Genomic DNA, 24,076 nt, shown 5'->3' with positions numbered 1-24,076 from the left:
TAAATCCTGATCTGGCAAGAGATTTAATTGATTAGTTCGCTCCAGATCGCAAACAATTGACAAAAATCGCAGTAATGTCTGTTTCTATAAGGGTTTCATCCCTTATAACCCTGTCCGTTGCATAAGACAAACCGAAGAACCCAAGAAATTAACTAATTAATTTAACCTTCACCCCCCACCCAGTCAAACCAAGTTTAAAAGGTGAATGGTTTTATTTTCCTAGTACAGGGGGATAGTGCTTCTCGTTTTTCGGGACGAGTCCTGAGATAATCTTCTAACCAAAAACAACCTCGATCGAGCAATTTTTGTAAATAATTATATTCTGTTTCTAAGGGCCAGCGATGCTTTTGACCATCCCTAGAAATAATCACAATTTCTTGACCATCAGGACTAAAAGTGATCCCATAGACGATATCTTCTTCTATTTTAAACTCGGAGCGCAAATTTCCGTCAATGTCCCAGCGTCTAGCTGTACCATCCCTTGAAATAGCAGCGATTTTTTCACCATCGGGACTAAAACTAACTCCATAAACGGGAAAAGAATCGGTTTTAATCTCCTTTAAAAGATTGCCCTGCAAATCCCAAATTTTAATCTTTCCCCGAGTAGCGGTAGCAATTTTTTGATGATCGGGAGAAAACACCAAATCATAGATAATATTATCATCGGCTGTCCAAGAATTAATTAATTGAGGCCGATAATTACTTAAATGCCAGTATTGAACTTTTCCCTCGCTTGTTCCCGTGATTATTGCTGTTCCCTCTCCATTAAAAGCAAGACTATAAATCGGTACTTGACTAGCAGTAAATTCTTGAAGCATTGTTCCTTTTTGACTCCAGATTTGTACTTTTCCATTTCTTCCTGTAATCGCTATCTGATTACTATCGGGATGAAAAGCAATACTATAGATTGAGCGCATTTTTGTGGTAAATTCTCTAATTTTTTTCCCCTGGGAATCGAGTAAAGTAATCTGACCATCTTTATTAGCAATAGCGATAATATTGCCCTGGGAATTAATGCTAACACTGGTATTATCGACCCTAGTTTTATTTAAATTGTTCAGCTGCCAAATTTTAGCCGTTTCATCACTCGATCCAGTTACCACCTGTTTTCCATCTTGACTAAATACAGCAGTAAAAACCGATTCTTGATGTCCTCTGAGAGTGGTTATTTCTTCCCCTTGCATTCCCCAAATTTTAGCACTACCGTCACTAGATGCAGTAATTATAAACTTGCCATCAGGACTAAAATTAACACTGTTGACAAAATCTTGATGTCCCCGGAAAGTAGCTATTAAATTTCCCTCTAAATCCCAGATTTTAGCAGTTTTATCGGCCGCTGCCCCGGCAATTTTTTGACCGTCGGGACTAAAATTAACACTATAAAAAGCCTCAATATTTTCTTGACCTAAACTCAAGATAATTTTACCTGATAAATCCCAGATTTTAATCGTACCATCCCGGGAAGCGGTGGCAATTTTTTGACCATCGGGACTAAAACTAGCTGCATCTATCGATCTTTTATGTCCCTTAAATACCTGTAAAGTTTCACCTGATAAATTCCATAATCTAGCGGTTTTATCCCTGGAAGTAGTCACAATTTTTTGACCATCGGGACTAAAACTAACACTATAAACTGATTCTTGATGGTCAGGGTAGGTGACTAAATTTTGTCCTTGCAAGTTCCAAATTTTGGCGGTTTTATCTTCGGAAGCAGTGGCAATTTTTTGACCATCGGGACTAAAACTAACACTATAAACTGCTCCCTGATGACCTGTCAAAGTTTGAATATTCTCACCTTTTTGATTCCAAATTTTTACCGTTCCATCTTGAGAAGCAGTGGCAATTTTTTGACGCTCAGGACTAATACTAACACTATAAATAGTTCCCCGGTGTCCTTGCAGTTGGTTTTTTTCTTGAATACGATCTAAAATTTGTTGTAGGGTAATAATTGGACTTGTAGCAGGATATTTACTCAAGGTTTGCCCATCAGTAACGATATTTTTTAAACTATTGACTGCTTGCATGGCCGCAATTAAAGATTCTAATTGTTCAAATTGAAATTGTTGCCAATCACTATCACCCTTGCGCTGTAATTGAATACCTAATTGAGCGGTTTCTACTTGCTGCCACGCTTGTTTTACCTGAATAAAAGCTAAGAGAGAACCCAAAAGAGAAGCAATTAAAATTACCGAGCCAATTTGAATTCTTTTCGTAGCTTTTTGGTGAGCAATTGCTAGAATTTTATTAGCTTGTCTCTGAGTTTCTAGACTAATTTCTGCCTCTCTTTTATCGAGATTTTGACTAGCAGTTAAAAACTGATAATCAAGATTACTTAAGCTTTTTCCCTGAGACCAATCGAGAGCATTATTTAAAGCTTTTCCGCGTAAAAGCCGCGATTCATCGGTATAATTAGACTGTTGCCAAGCGGCGATCGCTTCTGAGTAGGGACGCAATTGCTCTAATTGTTTTTCTACCCAATTGAGATTAAATATTTCTCGATAAATAGGATTATAAACTACTAATTGATTATCCTTTTTTACCACCAACCCCGATAACCTTAATTCCCCTTGTTCTGGACTATCATCGCAGAGGATTGCCCCCTTTTCTAAAATTTGTTGATAGATGCCTAACAAACGACCCGCTTTGTCTTGATTTCTTAACAAGCGATCGGCAATAGTTCGCAGATGCACTGGTTCATCTTGAGATTCCCAATTATTAATAATTCTTTCTTTGATCAGCGTCTCAATATCTAAATTAGTTTCCAGCAATAGCTGACAGATTTTCTGGGTTAAAAATGGCTGTCCTCCCGTCCAAAAAATAATTTTTTCTAAGCAGTCGGGTTGATAATTACTTTGACCGGATAATCCCGCAGCTAGAGGAGCAATTTCTGCAAGATTAAATCCTGTTAATTCGATCGCTTGGCCGATATTAAAAGATGTTTGCGTCTTTTCGCGAATTAAATCTGCTGGGGTAGCCACACCGAATAAAGCAAAAGTAATTCTTTCATACTGGGAATTTTCCGCTCTTTGGTTATAACAATAACGAATCAGGGAAAAAAAGTCATCTAGAGAAAACTGTAAACTGAGAATTTTATCAATCTCGTCAATAAAAATATATATTTTCTCTCCCCGACAATAAACTAATAAAACTTCCTCGATAAATTGACCCAAACGCTGCACGGGGGGTAAATCCTCTCGCTCGCGCAACCAGGATTTAAGATTAATTTTTCCCGTCAGATTAAATCCTAAAAACAAACGGGTGATCACGCCGTTATACCATTGGGATAAATTATCATTGCTACCAATACTGGTTATATCTACGGACGCGCAATCCCTGCCCAATTGCTGTAAAATATGAGTTACTCGTACCCTTAAACTGGATTTGCCCATCTGACGACAGTTGAAAACGTAGCAAAATTGACCATTTTTCAACGCCGTTAACAGTTCTTGATCGGCATTTCTCTCGATATAGGTAGGATGGTTATAAGCAAGACTACCCCCAACACGATATTGATAATTCATTATTCTTAAACAAAATTATTTCAATGTCACCAAAAGAAATAAAATAGACAATTGTGATTTAGATATATATAATGCAAGGATAATCGCTATTGACAACCTATCCCCAAGGCAATTATGAAGAAAACTTTTTTCACCTCCATCGCCGTCAGTGCCACCCTCGTCAGTGGTATTGTTTTAGGTACTCTTGATGCCGGCAGCGCTTCCGCTTGTGCTTTCGCTAAAGGTAAAAGCATTTTTGGCAGCAATACCACCTTCCATGTGGATCCTAACAAACTTATTTTAGGGGTTGCCGCCGCTACAGGAGCAATCACCCTAGCTGGTGTTTTAAGCTACCGTCGTTTTCACTCTGCGCAGCCTCCTGAAGATACCACCGCTAACCTGCTGGCGGTATTTCCTATCCCCATTCCCCCCGCAGCTTTAAATCAGGCAGTGGAAGTGGAAGAAGCGGCAGAAACCAGCAAAATCTCCTAAAAATCCGCTAGATTTCCTCAAAAAAGGTGTTGGCATCCCCGCAGCTTTCCCGCTAGGCAACACCTTTTTCTGGCTAATTGTGTCCCAGTTATCAGAATTTCCAGCCATTTTTAAGTTATGTTAAAAGGTGCAACCCTACCACCAGAGGTAAAGATGGGCAACTCCACCACATTTTCCGACACCCCACTTCACAAAGATCATCACACTTGGGAGCATTTAAAACAAGCCATCGCCGCTAGTTCCGGTTTTCGGCGTTGGCAGCAAGAACAACTAGAATCAGGTAAAAATAGAGACGATGCTGATGCTCGCATTTGTTCCTATCTACGCGAAACTTTAGAAACTTTAGCCTACTAGATTGATGCTCCCCAGCTATGACGGCATGGGGACTTTTTTTGTCCGTTTAAGCTAATTTGCAGGCCTTATTTTCTGCGAGCTTCGTAACCCAATAACCAGACAAAAGCGACAATTAAAGGCAGGAAATAATAAATAGCTCGATAGGCGATTAAAGAACCGAAAAGCTCGGCATTAGATACATATTCGGGGCGTAATCTCAGCATGATAAACTCAAAAACACCTATTCCCCCCGGCACATTGCTTAATACCCCTGCTGTCATGGCAAATACGTAGAGACCGAAAAATCCTAAAAACGAAGTATTATGGTTGTCTGGGAGTAGAAGATATAGAACTCTAGCGGCTAATATCCAATCAATAAAAGTCAACAAAATCAAAGCCAAGGAAAGAGTCCAAGAGGGTAAATAGATATTTTCTTTGCCGATTTTTATCGGTTTTTTATAAGTGAGAGTCAAGAAAAAATAGCCCGTAACCAGCAATAAAAAAATTACTCCTAAAGGTTTAGTAGTTAAAAAAGGTAATTTTAAAAGTTGAGGAATCCTTTGGGGATCGATGAGGAAACTTACACCACCAATGCCTAACATTCCCAACCAAAAGCTTAAATGGGTAAAAGTGATAACTTTGGCAATATCCACCACCCCCACCCCCGCAGGAGTATAGAAACGATAACGGATCGCTGTCCCAGAAAATAAGGTTAAACCAATGGTATTACCAAGGGCATAACTGATAAAAGCAGTACGGATAATAGTCCCTAAAGCTAAGGCATGATTGATATAATAAAAACCTAGGCGATCATAACCCGTCATCGACAAATAACCCAAAGCCATCCAAAAAATAGCTTCTAGCTTACGACTTGTGGTAATATGATTTAAACTAGCCAAGAGTTGGGCAAAAGTGTAGTGTTTAAATTCTTGACTAATTGCCCAGACCGCTAGAATAAACAAACTCAAGGACAGGATAATCGGAGCAAAACGCAGGATTTTTTTATACATCTTATTTTTTACTAATTAAAATGAGAAAATCAAAGCTAGATTTAGCTAACCGTTTAAATCGATCCCGAAAAAGGAAATATAATAAATTCTTGACTTCCTCCTTATATTTAACAACTATTCTGGTTTTATGTTATCTAGTTTATCTCAATCTTCCTTGGTCTTTCCATCTTTTTGTGCGTTGGGCGACTAAAGGGGGTGATTTAGACAAAATTCCTGCCAAATTTTATGCAGAACTTAATCAATTATGTTTGAGGGCAGATAGTAGGGGCGAAGTAAGAACGAGAAACTATACAGAATATACAGAAATTGCCGAATCTCTTGGTACATTTAGATGTACTTTAGTTAATGGTGGTCAAGAGTGGTTAATAGAAGATTATAAATCTTTTAGTTCTGCCGATGAAGCGATTTTAGGCACTCAGTTGGCGGTTTTTATCACCGAGATTTTGGGAACAGGTTATAGTTATAGAATTCGCGCTCGTATTCCCAGATACTAACGAGCAAATAACTCCTGAAAAAAAACCTTAAACCTAGGGATGGGTTCTGCACCCATCCTTAGAAAAAATTAGTTTTCCGATAGGGGTTTGGATCGGGAAGGCCGAGGGATAGGGGATTGTCCGGGGGCAAAAGGTCGCTTTTCTCCTTCCCCTTCCGGTCGAGAATATCTATCGGCCGAGGGATGACGATTTTTATCAAAAGGCTTTTTAAAACCTCCCTTACCCATCGGTTTTTTCTTACTGGCAAAACCGAGGTCTAAACCTTCCAAAATGGTTAAGGCATCTCCTTTCAGTTGTACCTGAAAATCCCAAAAACGACCGATCGGTTTACCTGGTAAAGTGCCGCGCAATTTTAGTTTAAAAAACTTGGGTTTGTCCGCTTCAGTTTTGGGCATTTGTCGGATTTTGACCACTACCGCTTGATTTTCCCGTTCAGTAAAGATGACTTCGCCTCGAATCGAAAAATAACCCGGGGTAGAAGCGGGTAGAGGCTCTATCTCCTGATCATCCTCTTTTTTCAGGGTTTCTGGTTCCCAAACACCGACAATCTGAACATGAAGGGCATCATTTTCCTGACGGGTGCGGGGATAAACCACCCAAAGATGGGGTTTTTCCAGATCGAGATGATTTTTAACCAAACTGATCACCCGACCGAGAATCACAGAATCGATCAGAGTACCATCGGCAGTTAAAATATTGCCTTTAGTTAATTGTTCCTCCGATCGCTGATAATGGCCATAGACGAGACCGATCGCCCGATACTGCCGCAGATGACTGGGAGGGGGGATCGGTTGTTGACGTTTGACTTCTTCGGGGGTGGCTGACTCTACGGCTGAGTCAGCCTCAGTATGGGGGGACTCAAGGGGGACTTCCTGAAATTCCACTTCAGGAGTCGGGGGGGTTTTCGGTGATTCGGTAAACCGATTCCCAGGACGATTCATATCACACTCCTAGCGGCGGAGACACATAGTAAATTAGTAATCAAGCAAGTCAAAAGCGCGATCTGGGGGGTTGCAATAACCCTCTAGGGCGAATCTACTGGCATCTAATATATTAAGAACCATGATCTTCTGACTGTCAACCTTATCAAAACCCTTTTGAGTCTTGACTGTCTGCCCATTGTACTCATTGACACTCCCATCGCGCTCATGCGAGGGATTCTTGGTTCAACGAGTCCACTTAAACTAGATACCTTGCGTTATCCAACCCAGAGGTGGTTCTCTCCCCAAGCATTACTTTTCGTATGCCCTACGATAGTCCCCCCTTGCCTCCCCCCCCTGCCCCCGACATCGGAGGGGGGTTGGGGGGGCAAGGGGGGTACAAAATTTGCTTGAATTGAAACGTTAGCTTCAAATACTGCTTTGTCTAGTTCCTGTAAAGATTTTACCTACTCACGGGTGAGAAACTAGAACTATTGAGTAGAACCCCATATCTTTAATTGTCAAGGTGCAGATAGCGTAGTGATTAGACTACATGGGTTTTTAAAGCGGTTGATTACCCTATCCGCTATACTCATATAGTAGCTATTTAGCCTAAGTAGGTCAAGACCCTTAAAAGAAGAAGTTATTCGAGATTTTTTCAGGAGACTGGACGCTTATTTTTAACCGTGCTTCGTATTATTGAGCCTTGACATTGAAGCCCCTCGAAATGTGTCGAAGTGCTGTTTTGTATTGGCGCTTGGTTTCATCCCGTCGCACTAAGCGCTTCGGGTCTTCACCCCGACATTTGAGATAAAGAGCGACGAATTCGATCGATCCCCTGATCAAATCTCCAGATTTCCATAACATTTTCCTGTCTGTCCCCTCGCACCCCAGTGTATGAAAGCCTCTCTCTCTAACCGTCGTTGGCTGTCCATCGGTCTCATCCTGATGTTATTTGCCTTGCTGTCTTTCTCAATCATGCCGCTATTGGCTTCTATTCTCCAGAGTCAGCACTCCTCGGGCCAGAGTCATCTGTCCGCAGTGAAACAAGAGGAATTAGCCAGTCAAGCACTGGGTTATCAGATGGTTTTAGAGCGTGAACTCGATAATCAGACGGCTTTGCGGGGATTATTAGATATTCGCCTACAGCAGGGCGATTTAAAGCAAGCGATCGAACCTTTAGAAAAATTAGCGCAACTTAACCCCCAACAATCCGATTATCTACTACTTTTAGCGGAAGCAAAACAGCAAATAGAGGACTATGCAGGAGCCACAGCCAGTTATCGCAGCCTTTTGGCCTCCCATCCCCAAAATCTACGGGCCTTAACTGGATTAACTAATTTGTTTCTCAGCCAAAACCGCCATACCGAGGCGATTAGTCTAGTCAAAGACACGATTGATCGTGCTTTAAAAGCCGCTGCCGATCCCAATAATCCCGCTAGTTTAATCGATATCGTTTCCGTTCAGTTACTTTTAGGCAAAATCTATTTCGAGCAGCAAAATTATCCGGAAGCTTTAAACACCTATAAACAAGCTCAACAGATGGATGTTAACGATTTCCGACCGATTTTAGCGACGGCGATCGTACTAAAAGAACAGGGCAAAAATCAAGAGGCTCAACCCCTCTTTCAAGAGGCTCTCAGTCGCGCTCCTTTTGCCTACAGAGAGGAGATTCAGTCCCTAATCAGGAGTCAGGAGATAGGAGTCAGGAGATAGGAGTCAGGAGATAGGAGTCAGGAGATAGGAGATTATTTTATTTATTCTCCCCATACCCCACACCCCACACCCCATAGTTTTGTAACGGCAATTTTTGCTAAAAATCAATAAATGTAAACTTTAATCACAAGCTCGATCGAGTCCCGACAAAGGTGTTATATTAAAAACATAAAGGCACAAGGGAAGCGACTCAACTTCCTTTCAGGCAAAAAGACCTAGAGCCTGTGCCACCTGCTCTAGCTCAACGCAACAGCTAAATCGGACGCAGATTCTCAAGGTTTGTAAAGTAAAGTATGGTTTCGCCTCTGTTGCTCGATATAGGACAGATGGAGTGAGCCGTAATCAGCACCTGAGTCGGTAAACTGAGAAATCTTGATAGTTGACAGATAGACTGTTGTGGTTTCCGTAAACCTCTATTATGTTGAGTCCGTTAATTTTTTAGGAGTCCATATCGTTTGTACAAGATAAAGCCCGCCTCCCTAGGCGGGCCTATTGTGTTTTTAGAAAACCGCCACGAGATATTCCTGTAACTGCAATTGATAACCTGCCTGTCGCTGACAGGGATAATCAAGGGAAAACTCAGGTAAAGCTAATAGAGAACTTTTTTGACAACTAACTAAAGCCACATCGAAACGACAGGTTAAATCGGACCACTGGGGATAAAAGGAGAGAAATATCTGGGCAGCCTCGTAAATTCTCCCCTGTTTACGGTCATCGATTGCTAATTTGCCCCCTAAATCCCAATTGCCGGCGCTGCGGGTTTTCACCTCGACAAAAGCGAGAATCGCCTGAGATTTAGATAAGACGATTAAATCGATTTCACCGCCGCCACTACGCCAACGACGCTGGAGGATATGCCATTGCTGTAATTGCAACCAATCCGCCACCAAATTTTCGCCCAATTCCCCCACGGTTGTCATATTCAGTGAACAGTTATCAGTGAACAGTTATCAGTGAACAGGGAACAATATTGATTTATTGTCCTGTCTTCTGACTCTGAACTCCTGACTACTGGCTACTGTCTCCTGTCTCCTAACCAAGCAGGACAATTTTCGATTTTTACAAGAGGTTTATTACAAAAGTCCTTCTAGACGACGACGGATGCTGTCTAACTCCGCATCGGGAATCTCGGAAAACTCCTCCTCGGCGGGGGGGACTTCCTCTTTTTGCCAATCCAACTCCTCGGCATTGCTTTCGGGGGGAATTACCAACATACCCGCTTCAATCATTTCCGCTTGATAGCCAGCGCTGCGACAAAATTCTGCCACTTCCTCCGAATCAATTTTCTCTACCGTGGGAGTCGGAAAATCCTGGGCCTCTAACAACAGCGCATAACGGGTGGCATCATCTTCCGATTCAAACATCAACACCTTATTGATAGCTCCCATTTGAATGGTGTGGATACCTTCGTTTTCTGTGCCTGCGTTAAAAAGTAGTACAAATACACGCATAATTACTATTAGCGATCGATAAGCAGTGGTCGTCTATGCTCATTTTACCCCCCTTCTCGATCGCTAATCCCCAGCAATTTTAGTTTCTCGTCAACCACTTTTGACCGTTAAGCCGTTGCAGGGTGTAAAACAACAGTAAATCAAGACTAACTTTCCTTTCATCGATCATAAATGATTCAAGTGTACTAGGTTTAGCACCGCCCTCAGCTTGAGAAAAAGCTTTTTTGCCATTGATGTCTTCTTCTAAAAAATAAATGCTAAATTGACGCATTCCCCCGAGCCAATTGCCAGTTAACTGCCAACAGGGAGAGCTAGAAAAGCCCTGCACGGGAATTTTATCCTGTTTAAAGGACAGCTTCATATCAGTTATACCCAGCTTTTGCAAGGCGGCAGCCAATGCGGGCTGAAAATGCTGCTCGATAAATTCAGCAAAGGGTTTTTCCTCAACGGTAGGCTCCTTGGGTTTTTTAGCAGCCGCAGGTTGAGCCGGTTTTGCTGCTTCTGCTGCCGGAGTTGCTGGGGTGGTGGTTTCTTCTGCCATAGGAATTAATCTGGAATGGGTAGGTAGCTACAATTATATTTTCTCCCGGGTTATCAGTTATCAGTTTTTTTAGCTAAGTAGTGTAGTTGGGTGCTAAAAACTATCATATCCCCCCGCCTAAGCTGTATTGAATTTAAACTGCGTATTGGAAATTTTAGTACAAATGCTCAAACTAATTCTCCCGTTAACGCTTATATTCAGCAATATTACTGATTTTTTGGTATTCTTCCTCCGAGTATAAATCCGCCGGAGAAGCAAGGCGATCAAGAAAGAGGATTCCCTCCAGATGATCGTATTCGTGTTGAAAGATGCGTGCGACAAAATCCCTGAAAACTTGACGGATTTCCCGACCATTGCGACCAGAATAGGACACCTCAATCCACTGATGACGGGGGACAAAACCGCGCCAATTGGGGACACTGAGACAACCTTCCCAACCCTTGACCATTTCCTCGCTCACCTGCAAAATACGCGGATTAATCATGGCAGTGGGTGACATGATCGGAGCGTCGGGATAACGAGGATTGGGGTGAGAAGCAACGATAAACAGACGCAGAGACCGAGCAACTTGGGGCGCGGCGATTCCCACCCCGTGGGCAGCTTGCACCGTGGTAATCAGGGAATCGATCAAATTTTGACAGTCAGAATCGAGAAGATTATCGATCTCCGGTGCTTTTTGCTGTAGAATTGGGTTTCCTAATTGGGTGATTGTTAAAACTTGTGTCATCTGTATAAGGATTAATTGTTTCGCTCTGAAAATCATTTTATCGTCAACGGCAAAATCTCGCTAAACTGATAAGGTTTCCCCGCAGCAGCACTAGAGCAACTTTGTTAATCAAAATTAACCGTGGATAGCAGCACCCAACAACTTTGGCATAATCTCCTAGAGCGTCTAAAATTACTATTAACCCGTCCCGCTTTTGAGACTTGGTTTCAAACGGCAACGGTTAAAGAATGGCAAAACGATCGCTTAGTAATTCAGGCTGCCAATCCCTTTATTCTTAACCATCTTCAGAAAAATTATCTGTCAACAATTGCCGAAGTAGTGGAGGATATCGTCGGTTATCCCGTCGAGATTCAACTAACGGCACAACAGGGGGATTTGATCGCTATTTTCCAGCCTAACAGTAGCTTAGAATCAGAATTACCGCCCAGTAATCAACTTAACCCTAAATATAATTTTTCCCGTTTTGTTGTCGGTCCAACTAACCGCATGGCCCACGCGGCTGCTTTAGCGGTGGCGGAATTACCCGGACGCGAATTTAACCCGCTTTTTCTCTGTGGTGGTGTGGGATTAGGTAAAACCCATTTAATGCAAGCGATCGGTCATTATCGTCTGGAATTATATCCCCAATCCAAGGTTTTTTATGTATCGACGGAACAATTCACGAATGATTTAATCACCGCTATCCGTCAAGATAGTATGGAAAGTTTTCGTAATCATTATCGTCATGCTGACATATTATTAGTGGATGATCTGCAATTTATTGAAGGAAAAGAATACACTCAAGAAGAATTTTTTCATACCTTTAATACCCTGCACGAAGCGGGAAAACAGGTAGTTTTAGCCTCCGATCGCCTCCCCAAACAGATTCCCAGTTTACAGGATCGTTTAATTTCTCGCTTTTCTATGGGATTAGTGGCCGATATCCAAGCACCAGATATCGAGACTCGTATGGCAATTTTACAAAAAAAGGCCGAGTACGAAAATCTGCGTCTCCCACGAGAAGTTATCGAATATATTGCCGTTAATTATACTTCTAATATTCGCGAATTAGAGGGGGCATTAATCCGAGCTACTACTTATATTTCTATCTCCGGATTGCCGATGACGGTAGAAAATATCGCGCCAGTTTTAAATCCACCAATGGCCAAAATTGCCACTTCTCCTGAGATTATTATGGCGGTAGTAGCGGAAAAATTTCAACTCTCGATCGCTGATCTAAAGGGAAATTCCCGCCGACGAGAAATTAGTTTTGCTCGACAGATTGGGATGTATTTAATGCGTCAACACACGGATTTAAGCTTACCGCGCATTGGCGAAGAATTTGGCGGCAAAGATCACACCACCGTTATTTATAGCTGTGATAAAATTAACCTTTCCCAGCATCAAGATCGACAATTACAAGACATCTTAGCGCAACTAATCGAGCGAATTAACTCCCTCAGTCGCAATCAGTAGTCGGAGGGAATTATGAATTATGAATTGGGGAGATGGGGTTTTTCAGTAAACAGTAATCAGTGAACTGAAAACTCACATCTGATAACTGATAACTGATAACTGAGATTAACTACAGGGGAATAAACTGGCAATTGTAGCGAGGAGACGAGAGGTCATGGGTAAACTATCGATCACCATAGCTGTACATAATAACATCATGTAAAGAATGGAATATTTAAACAGCGATCGAGCCATGTCCCGATCAAAAGGATTCTGTTTTAATCGCCAAGCTTTTTTCAGGAAAACAAACCCTAAAACCAAAGCCGCTAGACCATAAACCACACCACAGGCAGCCAAGGGATAAATCAGGAGGAAAGTGAAAGGAACGACGATTAAAGTATAGAGCCAAATCTGATCGCTAGTGGCTTCTTCCCCTTTAACTACGGGCATCATCGGGATATCCACTTCGGCATAATCATCCTTGATCATTAAAGCTAAAGCCCAAAAATGGGGAGGAGTCCAAAGAAAAATAATGGCGAATAAAATCCAGGGAATCCAACCGAGATCGCCCGTTACTGCCGCCCAACCGACGAGAGGAGGAATCGAGCCGGCTGCGCCGCCGATAACAATATTTTGGACACTATGACGCTTGAGCAGATGGGTATAAATCAGCATATAAAATGCGATACCGGTCATTGCTAAAAATCCGCTCAAAGTATTGACAAAAAAGACAAAAAGTGCTAGGGAAAGAGAAGCTAAAACGAGGGCAAAAATGAGGGCGTGGAGGGGTTGCACGCGGCCGGAGGGAACAGGACGGGCGCGGGTGCGAAGCATGGTGTGATCGATGTCGCGATCATAGATGCAGTTTAAGGTTTGAGCGGCGGCGGCGGCGAGAGTGCCACCGAGGAGAGTAAGAAAGAGTAAGAGGGGGGAAACCTGACCTTTAGAGGCGATTTCCATGGCAGCGGCCGTGGTAATCAGCAGTAGAGGAATAATTCGCGGTTTAGTGAGTTGATAATAACTTTTAGCGACTTGTAAAAAATTATCGTGGTGGCGAAGGGCTTGAGTTCCAGTCATCGTGATTAAATCCTTAGAGATGGCTTATAGGCGCGAAAGAACGATCGCGAAGGGCAAAAGTGGTAAAAGCGACGAGGGTTCCCACCAATAGCGCACCGATGCTGTGGTGGGTAATGGTTAAGGGTTCCACCTGGAGATGTAGTTTCAGGGTGGCAACGCCTAAAAACACCTGTAGGGCGACTAATCCCCCGGCGCTAAAAGCTAGTTTTTTGAGGAGAGGATGGATAGCGGCAGCTCGCCAAGCGAAGAAAACTAGGGTTAAAACCGATATAGTGGCGGGAAAAACCCCGATAATGTGGCTATTCATCACCGTGCAGAGTTGGGAAACCGTTAAACACTGATGGGCTGCCCAACGGGAACCGACGAGACCGCCGAGGAGACATTGCAGATAAACTAGACTGGTGGCGACCATTCCCATCCCGGTTAGTTTTCCGACCGTACCTGTGCCACGGTAGGGAGTCAGACCGATAGCAATGACGATTAAGGTGGCAAAAAAGAGCAAAGCTGTGGCTAAATGGGCGGTTACGATGTCAAATCGCAGTAATTGGGTGACGGTTAATCCTCCCAGGACTCCTTGCAGGAGAATTAAAGCCAAGGCGGCGATCGCAGATGGCCACAGCCAACGGGGAAGATGGCGACGATACCAGCAAGACAGACCGACGAGAGCGATCGTACTAAACCCGATCAAAGAGGCATCGAGACGATGAAACCACTCCAGAAATACCTGTAGATTCATCTGCTGACTGGGAATCCATTGACCGTAACAGAGGGGCCAATCGGGACAAGCTAAACCGGCGTTCATAACTCTGGTGGCAGCGCCCACCACCATGAGGGCGAAAGTAGCGATCGCAATTTTCCAGACTAAGCGGCGCATCCACACCTGAATATTGCCGGTTTCTCTTAGGGGTGTCGGGTTAAAAACAGATTCGGTCATCGGTTTGCCTGTTCTCAAGGAGTCTGTCATCAAAGATCCTGGCTTTGTTTGCCAGTCAGTTATCACTGTGAATGAGTTTTTTTACGACTGGTAAAACCTTTTAGATATTCTTTAGATTTCTGGCCATTTCCGTTACATTTGTTTACATAAACTCAGAATAAAACATAAAAATTAGTTATTTTAAATACTTTCCCCGAAAACGATCCCAAAGAAAAGATAAAATTCTCAGAAGATGCTGGTTAAATTTCCCATCTATAGGGGAATCATGTTTTAGCCTTGAATAAGTAGCCACTATTAAAAATATTGAAAAGACCGTGAAAATTCCCAGCAGTATCCTGACGCTCGTACTCGGGATCACCTTAACCTTAATTAGTCTCTGGTATGGCCAAAATCATGGCTTAATGCCTGTGGCCGCTTCTGAAGATGCTCAGGAGATAGATAATATCTTTAATCTGATGATGACCATCGCCACGGGACTATTTTTAATAGTTGAAGGCGTGATTATCTATATAGTGATTCGCTTTCGCCGTAAACCGGGGGATCAAACCGACGGGCCGGCAGTGGAGGGCAATGTCCCCCTAGAAATCTTCTGGACAGCCATCCCGACGGTAATCGTTTTTATCCTTGCCGTCTATAGCTTCGAGATTTATAACAATATCGGCGGTCTCGATCCCTTGATTTCCAAGGGTGGCAAAGGAGAAATCGCCCACCACGGTCATCACCACGGCACGATGATGGCCCTGGGCGGCGATCGCAGAGTAGCCCTAGGTATCGGCAATTCCTACGATGGTGAAGGAGTTCCCCCCCTAGTGGTCAATGTTAAAGGTATTCAATACGCTTGGATCTTCACCTATCCCGAAACCGGCATTGTTTCCGGAGAACTGCACGCTCCCGTCAATCGTCCCGTGCAACTGAATATGGAAGCGGGAGATGTGATCCATGCTTTCTGGGTTCCCCAATTGCGTCTAAAACAGGACGTTATCCCCGGACAGGAAACGGTTTTATCGTTCACATCCAACCAAATTGGTCAATATCCGATCATTTGTGCGGAACTTTGCGGGGCCTATCACGGCGGCATGAAATCTAGCTTTGTAGTTCACTCCCAAGCCGATTACGACCAATGGGTGCAGGATAACACAATCGCCGAAGTTGACAGCGATCGAACTGTAGCTATGACCGCTAAAGATCGCTCTGATAGTCAATATTTGACCCCCTACACCGAAGAAATGGGCATAAACGGTGAAATCCTCGCCCAAGTTGCCCATCAGCAGCAAATGTAATTTTTCTTGTCATCTAAAATCTTGGCCTTATGACAGCATCAACGGAAATAACCACCCCAGCAACCGTTCCCGAGGTGATCCATCACCGCAAGTGGACCGATTACTTTACTTTCTGCACCGATCATAAAGTCATCGGGATTCAATATCTGGTGACTGCCTTTCTTTTCTTCTTTATTGGCGGTGCTTTCGCAGAAGTGCTGCGGACGGAATTAGCCACTCCTGACCCCGATTTTGTCTCCCCAGAACTATATAACCAATTCATGACCATGCACGGAACGATCATGATCTTTCTTTGGATCGTTCCAGTTGGGGCAGGTTTTGCCAATTATCTCATTCCCCTGATGATTGGGGCCGAAGATATGGCTTTTCCTCGTCTTAACGCTGTGGCTTTCTGGCTTAATCCCCCCGGCGGGCTGCTATTATTATCCAGTTTCTTTGTCGGCGCACCCCAGTCCGGTTGGACTTCCTACCCACCTTTGAGCTTAATTAGCGGCAAATGGGGCGAAGAATTGTGGATTTTGAGCCTTTTATTGATCGGGACTTCTTCGATTTTAGGCTCGATTAATTTCATCACCACGATCCTGAAAATGCGGATTCCTGAGATGGATTTGTACAGTATGCCGCTATTTTGTTGGGCAATGCTGGCCACCTCGACTCTGGTACTACTTTCCACCCCCGTTCTCGCTTCTGCTCTCGTTCTCTTGTCCTTTGATTTAATCGCCGGCACGAGCTTTTTTAACCCTGCCGGCGGCGGCGATCCGGTGGTTTATCAGCATATGTTCTGGTTTTACTCCCATCCTGCTGTTTATATCATGATTTTGCCTTTTTTCGGCACGATATCGGAGATATTACCAGTTCATGCGCGTAAACCGATTTTTGGTTATCGAGCGATCGCCTATTCCAGTCTCACCATCTGTTTCTTGGGTTTAATCGTCTGGGCCCACCATATGTTCACCAGCGGCACCCCCGGCTGGTTACGGATGTTTTTCATGGCGGCAACCATGTTAATCGCCGTTCCCACCGGCATTAAAATCTTTAGTTGGTGTGCCACCCTTTGGGGGGGTAAACTTAGTCTCAATACGTCTTTATTATTTGGGATCGGTTTCCTGTCTTCCTTCCTCATCGGTGGTTTGACTGGGATTATGTTGGCTTCTGTTCCCTTCGATATCCACGTCCACGATACCTATTTTGTCGTCGGTCACTTCCACTATGTACTATTTGGTGGTACGGCAATGGCCCTGTTTGCTGCCGTTTACCATTGGTTCCCGAAAATGACCGGACGGATGTATAACGAGACTCTCGGTCGTATCCACTTTGTTCTCAGTTTTATCGGTTTGAATTTAACTTTCATGCCGATGCACGAATTGGGATTATTGGGTATGAACCGTCGTATTGCCCTGTATGATGTGCAGTTTCAGGATTTAAATGTTCTTAGTACCGCAGGAGCTTATATTCTCGGTATATCGAGTATTCCCTTCGCTATTAATATGGTCTGGAGTGCCTTTAAAGGTCAACCGGCTGGTCGTAATCCTTGGCGCGCTTTAACCCTAGAATGGCAAACCTCCTCCCCCCCAATTATCGAGAATTTTGAGGAAATGCCGATTCTTTGGTCTGGCCCCTACGATTACGGTATTGATATGGAAGAATCGGAAGCAGCGGAATCAGTACAAGATCTCCTCGCTGAAGTGGGTGCTGAATCCCAATAATCAGTTATCAGTTATCAGTTATCAGTTATCAGATGTGAGTTTTCAGTTATCAGTTATCAGATGTGAGTTTTCAGTTCACTGTTTACTGTTTACTGTTTACTGGACGGCTACGCCGTGCCTTTGGCAACACTGAAAAAAAGCTTCCCACTTCCCACTTCCCACTTCCCACTGACAAAAAGCTCCCCGTCTCCTGTGTAAACTAAGGACATTCAATCATGCAAGGTTCAACGCTCGAAGATTCTCAACTCTCTGTCAATTATCATCAGGAAACAGTGGAACACGGACATCATGGCCACCCGGATCATCGCTTATTCGGTGTGGTTTTGTTTCTAGTGGCGGAAAGTTCCATCTTTTTAGGCTTATTTGCCGCTTTCTTGTTCTACCGTACCATGTTACCCGTTTGGCCCCCCGCCGGCACGCCAGAATTAGAATTAACCCTACCGACAATTAACACGATTATTCTGGTGTCCAGTAGTTTTGTTATGCACATAGGACAAAAGGCGATTAAACAAAATAATAACGCCGGTTTACAATTGTGGTTCGGTATTACTGCCCTAATGGGAATTATCTTCCTTTGTGGTCAAGGATACGAATATTATCACGCTGAATTCGGTCTGACAACTAATGTTTTCACCAGCGCTTTTTATGCCTTAACCGGATTCCACGGTCTCCACGTTACTTTCGGTTTAGTGCTAATTCTATCTGTCCTCTGGCGTTCTCGTCAAAAAGACCACTATTCTAGTCAATCTCATTTTGGTGTCGAAGCGGCAGAATTATACTGGCATTTCGTCGATGTGGTCTGGATTATCCTGTTTTTACTGGTGTATATCTTGAGATAAGTAGGTAGGCGTTAAAAGTTGTCAGATAACCCCCCTTATCAAGGGGGGATTAAGGGGGGATCCCCCCGCCTATCGGCACCCCCCTTATCAAGGGGGGCAGGGGGGATCGAACCTAAAATCCATTTTTAATTTAATTATAACCAGCTACTTAATTTTTGTTATACCATTTCTCTAAATGAAAACTACACATCGAATTTAAATCCCCCTTTAAGTTCCCCTTTTTAAGGGGGATTTAGGGGGATTAAACTTCTGTAGTCAGACTTTGGAGAATTGGTATTATTTAGTAGGAGAAAATGGCGATCGCTTGATCGCCCTTTTTTCTGTATTTCAATTTACAGCAGTTATCCTATAGGTTATACTTCATTTTTATGAGAAATGCCGTAACTGGTAACTGATCACTGATAATTAACGACGACCGAATAAACTCCAACCTTTGCCACCACTAACGGCCGGTTCAGCTTTTTCAGCGACGGGGGCAACTTCTGCGGGGGTTTCCTCACCGGAAAGATTAGAAAGATCGTAGTTTTCTACTAGGAAAAGAGACGCTTTTTCAATAGTAGAATAATCCCAGAAAAGGGTAGAAGGTAACTCTTGACCAACCCAATCCTCTAGATCACCCACCATCGTTACTGCATCGATCGAATCTAAACCATAACGGGTTAAAGGTTCAGTCACATTAATTGTTTTAGCATCCAAAGATAACTGATCAGCTAACTGTTTAACTAACCAATTTTGTACCAGATTATTAAGATTGGAGCTGGAGTTCATGGGTTTTTTCCTCGGTAGTTTGTGAAGGGGCTAATTGAAAAGGGGCGATCGAAAAATGTTGATTTTCTTGATATAATTTCAGCAGTTCTTGGGCAACATTTTCTACATACACCTCAGATAGAGTGTAAGGCAGCGGCCGCAGAGTTCGCAGTAATCGGTGTAAACTCAACACCAACCATTCCCCCCGGGCAAAAAATTCCCCCAAGATAGAACGATTATAAAGCCAAGTGTGTAAACAAGCAGAAGCGGCGTGTAAAGTGCAGTATTTCCTGGCAATCTCGAACAATTCGGGTGATTGGTCGTGACCATACTCGAATTTCGATTGACTAATCTGTTCATCGTGAGCATTTAGTTCCTCTAAAACTAAATTACCCAACATCAATAGATTTTCTAATATCTCTGGGTCCACTTCGTCAGAATTTTTCAATCCTTCCAGCATATCAAGGGCAATTTCTAAACCTTGCAGGGAATCATCCATTCCCCGGCCAAATAATTCTAAATTATTGGGTTCAAAGGGAGGAACCGACTTTTCTAGGCTAAAAATCGCCTCTAAACGGCTTTTTAACGCCGACATGGTGCGCGAGTTGCGTTTAGCCCGATATTTAGTTAAAGGACGCAATTGTAGGATTAAAGCATGAAGATTGACGATCGAACTGCCGTCAAACATACTGATAATCGAATTATCCCGCAGTAGCTTCTGGAAGATGCCGAATTCGTGTTCTTCTCGCATATAAAAACGCGATCCCAAGACCACATAAACACTATTAACCATCTCCTCCAGACGGACGGTGACAAAATATTTTACCACCGAAGCCCAGACGCTAAACTGTTCGGGGATAATATGAAAACCTCTCGCGGCCGGAATCGTCTCGCAATCACAAATAAGGATGTCAAGGAAAGCATCCACGAGAGTGCGCCGGGGTTGGGGCAAATCCATCACAGTTTTGTTATAAATTACTCGATTAACGGCAAAACCGAGGGTAGTTCTTAAAGCGGTATCGGCTGCCCCGTGGGAAAAAGCCGCGCACAACATTCGGGTGATTTGGAAACCTTTCAGGGCTAATTCTAAACCGTCTCCCTCCTCGCGTAAACGCATGGAATCAGGGACGAAACAATCCTTAAAACCAATGCCACTCATATCCGAGGCCCGCACACCATGGGTGTATATTTTCGGTAAATTATAGTATTTTTCGGGGTCTAATTGCCGTTTATCGACCATAAATAGGGTTAAACACTTTGGCCCGCCGTTAGCATCGGTTTTCGCCAAAATAAAGGAAATTCCAGAGATAGTCGCCCGGTTAATCGGCCATTTCTCCCCATTGAGAATATAACCTCCTTCCACCTTCGTCGCGGTCAGATCACCATTGATCAGATCGCTGCCGTGTTCCTTTTCCGAGTAACCCAGACACAGCGCCCCATAGTCATCCATGATAAAACGGGCGAGCTTCTGTTTCTGTTCTGGGGTTCCCGCCATCCAGTTTAAAAACGACCAGAATAGGGTAGTAAAAGCGATGCCGATAGTTTGATCCCGTCGGGAAAGTACCCGCACAAAAGCGACAAATTCCTCAAAAGAGGTGAACTCACCGCCGCAATCCGTGGGAATGTAGTAGTGTTGGAGTTTCCAGTCGTATAACCAGCGAATTTCCTCGTGGGGAAATTCTTCGCTCTCATCAATTTCGATCACCCGCTTGTAGGATAGAGGGTTATCGGGATTGAGAGGATCGCCTAAGTCTTTTTCCAGTGCTTCAGCAGTCCAGTATTGCTTAAGCTTTTTCATAGTGCCTCTAGGACAGATACAATGTGCTTTTCGTCAATGCCTTCGGTTAGAAGACCCGACCATTCACAAAAATTAATGACCATTCTAGACTTTTGGCTGTAGGATGGCAACAATTTTTAATTTCGCCTTTACCTTAAATGTGCTAGAACCCACTGGGGTGGGGTGCTAGACTACCCTCTGCGGTAATTATGCCCAAATTGAGGTGATTAAACCGCACAGTGCGGTATTAGGTTTTATTGAGGCGGTGTTAGACCGATGGAAGTGGGATATTAGGATGGGGGAGGTTGCTCGATCGCAGGGAGCGGTATGATTAATAGTTATGCGGCTCGTTCCCTGTTCATACTTTTTCCTTGAATGTAATATTCAACTGGCAGATTACGATTAGAATGTTTAAGGTATAAGTTTTGCTTGCCATAGGGTTTAGAAGTCTAGGAGCAATATGATGATGGAATCAATAGATGAACGGATAGATGCCAAAATTGGTGAGGTTCGTACTGAATCTATCGATCTCAGCTTTGGAGAAATCATCAGTTTATATTCTCAAAATGAACTCATTATTCAACCGGAATATCAAAGGTTATTCCGATGGTCTAATCAACAAAAGTCTCGTTTAATAGAATCCATACTTCTTGAGTTGCCAATACCACAGATATTTACTATTGAGAACTCAGATGGGGTTTTGGAGTTAATTGATGGCTTACAACGCCTTAGCTCTGTGATTCAATTCATTGATGCCAATGTACTGAATTTCACTGATATAGATGGAGAAAAGCTGAAATCTCTAAAGTTAGAAGGTTGTGATCAGATTTCAGAACTTAATAATCTGACTTTTGAAGATTTATCATTGAGACTCAAGCTTAGGATTAAAAGATCCTCTGTAAGGACAGTAATTATTAAAAGGCAAAGTAAGTCTTTTCTGCGTTATGAAATGTTCAAAAGGTTAAATACTGGTGGCTCAATTCTAGCTCCACAGGAAATTCGTAACTGTTCTTCTAGGATGCTTGGTGAGCCAGGTATAAAGTTTTATACATTTCTCCAAGAAAGATCCTCCTATTCAAACTTTAAGACTTGCATAGATACATTGTCTCAATCAGAAAAAGAACAAAAGGGAGACGAAGAGCTTGTCTTAAGATTTTTTGCCGCAAAAAATGCTCAAGATCTCTTCCGGGGGAGTGTGAGAGATTGGTTAGACACATACATGGAAAATATATTATTTGGAGAAATACAATTTGATTATTCTACTGAAACACAAGACTTTAATAGATTATTTGATTACTTGAGCCAAATTCTCGGCAGTGGTGCTTTTGTTCGATATCGCGATCAATCACCAATTGGTGCTTTAGCTCCAGCTTATTTTGAAGCTGTTACAATTGGCGTGTTTAGGATACTAGAAAGATTAGAGAATCTGGATAATTCTTCTGTTAGGGATGAAATAATCAAAATTGTTCAGTCAAACAGCTTTAAGGATAATATTGGACCTGGAGCTAACTCCAGAACTAAGCTTTCTAATAGAATTGGATGTATTCAAGACGGTTTAACTCAGCTTCTGGAGTAATTTTCATGAGTAACTGGGCGAATGAGATCGAGGCTGATCTCAACTGGAGAGAAGGAGAACTGGCTGCAATTAAAATTCAAATATTAACGACTGATAGGGTTAAGCATCCTGTAAGGTATGAAGCTCTCTTGAGAGCTATTACTACTTTGCTATATGCTCACTATGAAGGTTTTTGTAGATTTGCATGGGATTTATACCTCGATACAATTCAAAGGCAAAATATTAAACGCAATCAATGCCGTGAGGAGGTTATAAAGCTATCGCTAAGGAAGCGCTTTAAAGAACTTGGAGGTGATTTGTCAGCAGATGGAGTTTGGAGCTTTTTTTCCAACGAATTGCCAGCTTTAATTAATGAGAATATTGAATTCAATATTCGCTTAGAAGCAGATAGCAATTTAAAGCCTATGCTGCTTAAAAAGAACTCTACAGATGCTGGTTTATCATGCTCAATGGTGGATCAACATGAGCTTTTACTTAAAACATTAGTAAGCAGGAGAAATAATATAGCTCATGGGCAGAAAGAAATAATTCATGATCTGACTGAGTATAACAAGTATGAAAATGCGGCTTTGGAAGCTATGTATGAGCTAGGACTATCTGTAATTGATTGCTTAGATAATCAGAAGTATTTGAAACCATCAAATCCGCCTAGCTCATCATGAAATCTACGCATTTTAATCGCTGTAGGGTGCGTTCCCTAATGTGGCTCCTACTGCTGCACCGATAGTGATTAAACCGCTGACTCATATCATTTTTCAAAAGTGATGACAGACTTAGTTGATTATTCCAAAGTGCAATTCCTCTCTGAGAGCGGAATTGCACTTTCAGATGTTAATCACGACTATTGAAAATTGGTATCAATTTCTTTTTCAACCAGATTTTGGAATACCAGCTATTAGTTGTTGAGCAACTGAAGTAAGGTGGGTATTGCCCACCCTATTGTTGTATGGATGTAAGTTGGATTGCAAGCTCGAGTTTTTAACCAGGTAACGAATCCTCATCAAGAATTTTCTCAATTGTCCAAGGACAGTCAACTGGTAAAGTTAATCCACTTTTGCGGCTCGCTTTTCCCAGTGCTTTTTGATAACAATAACCAAACCCGTTCTAAGGCATGATTGTAGATTACCTTAGAGCGAAATAGCAGGCTCGATTCCAATCTGAAATTATCTATCTCGTCTGTCCAGTGGGGTAGGTAGTAAGGATGATTCCAGTAGGCGTAAAGTAGCAGGTGACTGAGGAGTTGAATAAGAAAAGAAAGCTTTCTGCTTTGTATTTGCGTTCATCCACCATTTCCTCTAATTCCTCGGCTAAAGTTTGCCAATCTAAAGTATTGCGATCAGGCGATCGCAGTTTTGCTGCTTGGTCTTGCAGCCAAGCTACATAGGGTTTGCGGCAAAAAGTCATTGAAAAGTACAGGTCTCTTAATCAATGATTTCACTTAGCTACAAGCATAAGCTTTAGTTGTTAATTAACCCCTAAATTATAACTTACCCTAATCATTGACCGAGAAAAAGTGCTGTTT

At 42.8% G+C, this 24,076-nt stretch carries 22 protein-coding genes and 1 pseudogene; 10 read left to right on the top strand and 13 right to left on the bottom strand.

The window, feature by feature from the left end; genetic code table 11:
* Positions 1-194: 194 nt before the first annotated feature.
* Positions 195-3,521, bottom strand: a complete 3,327-nt coding sequence (locus O9323_RS19805) for an AAA-like domain-containing protein (protein ID WP_288125624.1) — start codon at positions 3,519-3,521, stop codon at positions 195-197.
* A 114-nt stretch (positions 3,522-3,635) separates the two neighbouring features.
* On the opposite strand from O9323_RS19805, the gene O9323_RS19800 reads away from it, so the two are divergent.
* Entirely contained in the window at positions 3,636-3,992 is a 357-nt protein-coding gene (locus O9323_RS19800; RefSeq protein WP_002755482.1) for a hypothetical protein, read from the top strand.
* Between the two features lie 117 nt (positions 3,993-4,109).
* Positions 4,110-4,346, top strand: a complete 237-nt coding sequence (locus O9323_RS19795; RefSeq protein WP_002738997.1) for a hypothetical protein — start codon at positions 4,110-4,112, stop codon at positions 4,344-4,346.
* Between the two features lie 65 nt (positions 4,347-4,411).
* On the opposite strand, the gene O9323_RS19790 is transcribed toward O9323_RS19795, so the two are convergent.
* Positions 4,412-5,335: a putative bifunctional lysylphosphatidylglycerol flippase/synthetase gene (locus O9323_RS19790; RefSeq protein ID WP_288125623.1), complete on the bottom strand. Its 924-nt coding sequence runs from the start codon at positions 5,333-5,335 to the stop codon at positions 4,412-4,414.
* Positions 5,336-5,355: 20 nt separating this feature from the next.
* Between O9323_RS19790 and O9323_RS19785 the strand changes: the two genes are divergently transcribed.
* Complete coding sequence (locus O9323_RS19785; protein ID WP_334311186.1) at positions 5,356-5,829, top strand: hypothetical protein; 474 nt, start codon at positions 5,356-5,358, stop codon at positions 5,827-5,829.
* A 68-nt stretch (positions 5,830-5,897) separates the two neighbouring features.
* Here the strand turns inward: O9323_RS19785 and patR are convergent, their stop codons facing one another.
* Entirely contained in the window at positions 5,898-6,770 is an 873-nt protein-coding gene (gene patR, locus O9323_RS19780) for a heterocyst master regulator PatR (RefSeq protein WP_002739111.1), read from the bottom strand.
* 876 nt (positions 6,771-7,646) lie between these two features.
* Between patR and O9323_RS19775 the strand changes: the two genes are divergently transcribed.
* Positions 7,647-8,465 (top strand): tetratricopeptide repeat protein, encoded by an 819-nt coding sequence (locus O9323_RS19775; RefSeq protein WP_002755487.1) that lies wholly within the window; start codon positions 7,647-7,649, stop codon positions 8,463-8,465.
* Positions 8,466-8,965: 500 nt separating this feature from the next.
* On the opposite strand, the gene O9323_RS19770 is transcribed toward O9323_RS19775, so the two are convergent.
* The 4 genes from O9323_RS19770 to def form a co-directional block, all read right to left on the bottom strand.
* Entirely contained in the window at positions 8,966-9,385 is a 420-nt protein-coding gene (locus O9323_RS19770) for a YraN family protein (RefSeq protein ID WP_002739402.1), read from the bottom strand.
* A 153-nt stretch (positions 9,386-9,538) separates the two neighbouring features.
* Entirely contained in the window at positions 9,539-9,916 is a 378-nt protein-coding gene (locus O9323_RS19765) for a DUF3110 domain-containing protein (RefSeq protein WP_002755488.1), read from the bottom strand.
* 79 nt (positions 9,917-9,995) lie between these two features.
* A complete protein-coding gene (locus O9323_RS19760; RefSeq protein ID WP_288125622.1) occupies positions 9,996-10,457 on the bottom strand; it encodes a DUF2996 domain-containing protein in 462 nt (153 codons plus the stop codon).
* Between the two features lie 184 nt (positions 10,458-10,641).
* Complete coding sequence (gene def / locus O9323_RS19755) at positions 10,642-11,220, bottom strand: peptide deformylase (RefSeq protein ID WP_002755489.1); 579 nt, start codon at positions 11,218-11,220, stop codon at positions 10,642-10,644.
* An 84-nt stretch (positions 11,221-11,304) separates the two neighbouring features.
* Here def and dnaA point away from each other — a divergent pair, with 84 nt between their 5' ends.
* The gene (gene dnaA / locus O9323_RS19750; RefSeq protein ID WP_024970458.1) at positions 11,305-12,639 is read left to right on the top strand and encodes a chromosomal replication initiator protein DnaA; all 1,335 of its coding nucleotides are present in this window, start codon (positions 11,305-11,307) and stop codon (positions 12,637-12,639) included.
* A 105-nt stretch (positions 12,640-12,744) separates the two neighbouring features.
* Here the strand turns inward: dnaA and O9323_RS19745 are convergent, their stop codons facing one another.
* On the bottom strand, positions 12,745-13,695 hold the full coding sequence (locus O9323_RS19745) for a heme o synthase (RefSeq protein ID WP_288125621.1): 951 nt from the start codon (positions 13,693-13,695) through the stop codon (positions 12,745-12,747).
* Between the two features lie 13 nt (positions 13,696-13,708).
* The gene (locus O9323_RS19740) at positions 13,709-14,629 is read right to left on the bottom strand and encodes a COX15/CtaA family protein (RefSeq protein WP_288125620.1); all 921 of its coding nucleotides are present in this window, start codon (positions 14,627-14,629) and stop codon (positions 13,709-13,711) included.
* Between the two features lie 314 nt (positions 14,630-14,943).
* On the opposite strand from O9323_RS19740, the gene O9323_RS19735 reads away from it, so the two are divergent.
* The 3 genes from O9323_RS19735 (at position 14,944) to O9323_RS19725 (ending at position 18,454) form a co-directional block, all read left to right on the top strand.
* Positions 14,944-15,909 (top strand): cytochrome c oxidase subunit II, encoded by a 966-nt coding sequence (locus O9323_RS19735; RefSeq protein WP_002738474.1) that lies wholly within the window; start codon positions 14,944-14,946, stop codon positions 15,907-15,909.
* Between the two features lie 29 nt (positions 15,910-15,938).
* Positions 15,939-17,615: a cytochrome c oxidase subunit I gene (gene ctaD, locus O9323_RS19730; protein WP_002738565.1), complete on the top strand. Its 1,677-nt coding sequence runs from the start codon at positions 15,939-15,941 to the stop codon at positions 17,613-17,615.
* Positions 17,616-17,830: 215 nt separating this feature from the next.
* Positions 17,831-18,454: a cytochrome c oxidase subunit 3 gene (locus tag O9323_RS19725; protein WP_002738397.1), complete on the top strand. Its 624-nt coding sequence runs from the start codon at positions 17,831-17,833 to the stop codon at positions 18,452-18,454.
* 405 nt (positions 18,455-18,859) lie between these two features.
* Here O9323_RS19725 and O9323_RS19720 read toward each other — a convergent pair whose 3' ends face one another.
* Together O9323_RS19720 and O9323_RS19715 are read right to left on the bottom strand one after the other, a co-directional pair.
* Positions 18,860-19,222, bottom strand: coding sequence for an acyl carrier protein (locus tag O9323_RS19720; protein WP_002755494.1), 363 nt, complete (start codon positions 19,220-19,222; stop codon positions 18,860-18,862).
* Complete coding sequence (locus tag O9323_RS19715; RefSeq protein ID WP_288125619.1) at positions 19,200-20,999, bottom strand: acyl-CoA dehydrogenase family protein; 1,800 nt, start codon at positions 20,997-20,999, stop codon at positions 19,200-19,202. The genes O9323_RS19720 and O9323_RS19715 overlap by 23 nt, the downstream gene beginning before the upstream one ends.
* Positions 21,000-21,438: 439 nt before the next feature.
* Here O9323_RS19715 and O9323_RS19710 point away from each other — a divergent pair, with 439 nt between their 5' ends.
* Together O9323_RS19710 and O9323_RS19705 are read left to right on the top strand one after the other, a co-directional pair.
* Complete coding sequence (locus O9323_RS19710) at positions 21,439-22,554, top strand: DUF262 domain-containing protein (RefSeq protein WP_002755498.1); 1,116 nt, start codon at positions 21,439-21,441, stop codon at positions 22,552-22,554.
* A gap of 5 nt (positions 22,555-22,559) precedes the next feature.
* On the top strand, positions 22,560-23,216 hold the full coding sequence (locus O9323_RS19705; RefSeq protein WP_024971290.1) for an MAE_28990/MAE_18760 family HEPN-like nuclease: 657 nt from the start codon (positions 22,560-22,562) through the stop codon (positions 23,214-23,216).
* Between the two features lie 316 nt (positions 23,217-23,532).
* Here O9323_RS19705 and O9323_RS19700 read toward each other — a convergent pair.
* Both O9323_RS19700 and O9323_RS19695 read right to left on the bottom strand, forming a co-directional pair.
* A pseudogene (locus O9323_RS19700) lies at positions 23,533-23,640 on the bottom strand (DUF29 family protein); the annotation flags it as partial.
* Between the two features lie 81 nt (positions 23,641-23,721).
* Positions 23,722-23,958: a DUF29 family protein gene (locus tag O9323_RS19695; RefSeq protein WP_002748521.1), complete on the bottom strand. Its 237-nt coding sequence runs from the start codon at positions 23,956-23,958 to the stop codon at positions 23,722-23,724.
* Between the last annotated feature and the right edge of the window lie 118 nt (positions 23,959-24,076).

The organism is Microcystis sp. LE19-131.1A, from assembly GCF_027532015.1.
Taxonomy (GTDB): domain Bacteria; phylum Cyanobacteriota; class Cyanobacteriia; order Cyanobacteriales; family Microcystaceae; genus Microcystis; species Microcystis ichthyoblabe_A.
Note: the sequence above shows the minus strand (reverse complement) of the source record. Positions and strands in the feature narration are given on the sequence as shown.

Coding starts and splice junctions, on each gene's coding strand:
- O9323_RS19725 (WP_002738397.1), top strand. CDS start 17,831: ATGCAAGGTTCAACGCTCGAAGATTCTCAACTCTCTGTCAATTATCAT.
- O9323_RS19790 (WP_288125623.1), bottom strand. CDS start 5,335: ATGTATAAAAAAATCCTGCGTTTTGCTCCGATTATCCTGTCCTTGAGT.
- O9323_RS19720 (WP_002755494.1), bottom strand. CDS start 19,222: ATGAACTCCAGCTCCAATCTTAATAATCTGGTACAAAATTGGTTAGTT.
- def (WP_002755489.1), bottom strand. CDS start 11,220: ATGATTTTCAGAGCGAAACAATTAATCCTTATACAGATGACACAAGTT.
- O9323_RS19775 (WP_002755487.1), top strand. CDS start 7,647: ATGAAAGCCTCTCTCTCTAACCGTCGTTGGCTGTCCATCGGTCTCATC.
- O9323_RS19765 (WP_002755488.1), bottom strand. CDS start 9,916: ATGCGTGTATTTGTACTACTTTTTAACGCAGGCACAGAAAACGAAGGT.
- O9323_RS19715 (WP_288125619.1), bottom strand. CDS start 20,999: ATGAAAAAGCTTAAGCAATACTGGACTGCTGAAGCACTGGAAAAAGAC.
- O9323_RS19740 (WP_288125620.1), bottom strand. CDS start 14,629: ATGACCGAATCTGTTTTTAACCCGACACCCCTAAGAGAAACCGGCAAT.
- O9323_RS19745 (WP_288125621.1), bottom strand. CDS start 13,695: ATGACTGGAACTCAAGCCCTTCGCCACCACGATAATTTTTTACAAGTC.
- O9323_RS19710 (WP_002755498.1), top strand. CDS start 21,439: ATGATGATGGAATCAATAGATGAACGGATAGATGCCAAAATTGGTGAG.
- patR (WP_002739111.1), bottom strand. CDS start 6,770: ATGAATCGTCCTGGGAATCGGTTTACCGAATCACCGAAAACCCCCCCG.
- O9323_RS19800 (WP_002755482.1), top strand. CDS start 3,636: ATGAAGAAAACTTTTTTCACCTCCATCGCCGTCAGTGCCACCCTCGTC.
- ctaD (WP_002738565.1), top strand. CDS start 15,939: ATGACAGCATCAACGGAAATAACCACCCCAGCAACCGTTCCCGAGGTG.
- O9323_RS19785 (WP_334311186.1), top strand. CDS start 5,356: ATGAGAAAATCAAAGCTAGATTTAGCTAACCGTTTAAATCGATCCCGA.
- O9323_RS19795 (WP_002738997.1), top strand. CDS start 4,110: ATGTTAAAAGGTGCAACCCTACCACCAGAGGTAAAGATGGGCAACTCC.
- O9323_RS19760 (WP_288125622.1), bottom strand. CDS start 10,457: ATGGCAGAAGAAACCACCACCCCAGCAACTCCGGCAGCAGAAGCAGCA.
- O9323_RS19805 (WP_288125624.1), bottom strand. CDS start 3,521: ATGAATTATCAATATCGTGTTGGGGGTAGTCTTGCTTATAACCATCCT.
- O9323_RS19705 (WP_024971290.1), top strand. CDS start 22,560: ATGAGTAACTGGGCGAATGAGATCGAGGCTGATCTCAACTGGAGAGAA.
- O9323_RS19695 (WP_002748521.1), bottom strand. CDS start 23,958: ATGACTTTTTGCCGCAAACCCTATGTAGCTTGGCTGCAAGACCAAGCA.
- O9323_RS19770 (WP_002739402.1), bottom strand. CDS start 9,385: ATGACAACCGTGGGGGAATTGGGCGAAAATTTGGTGGCGGATTGGTTG.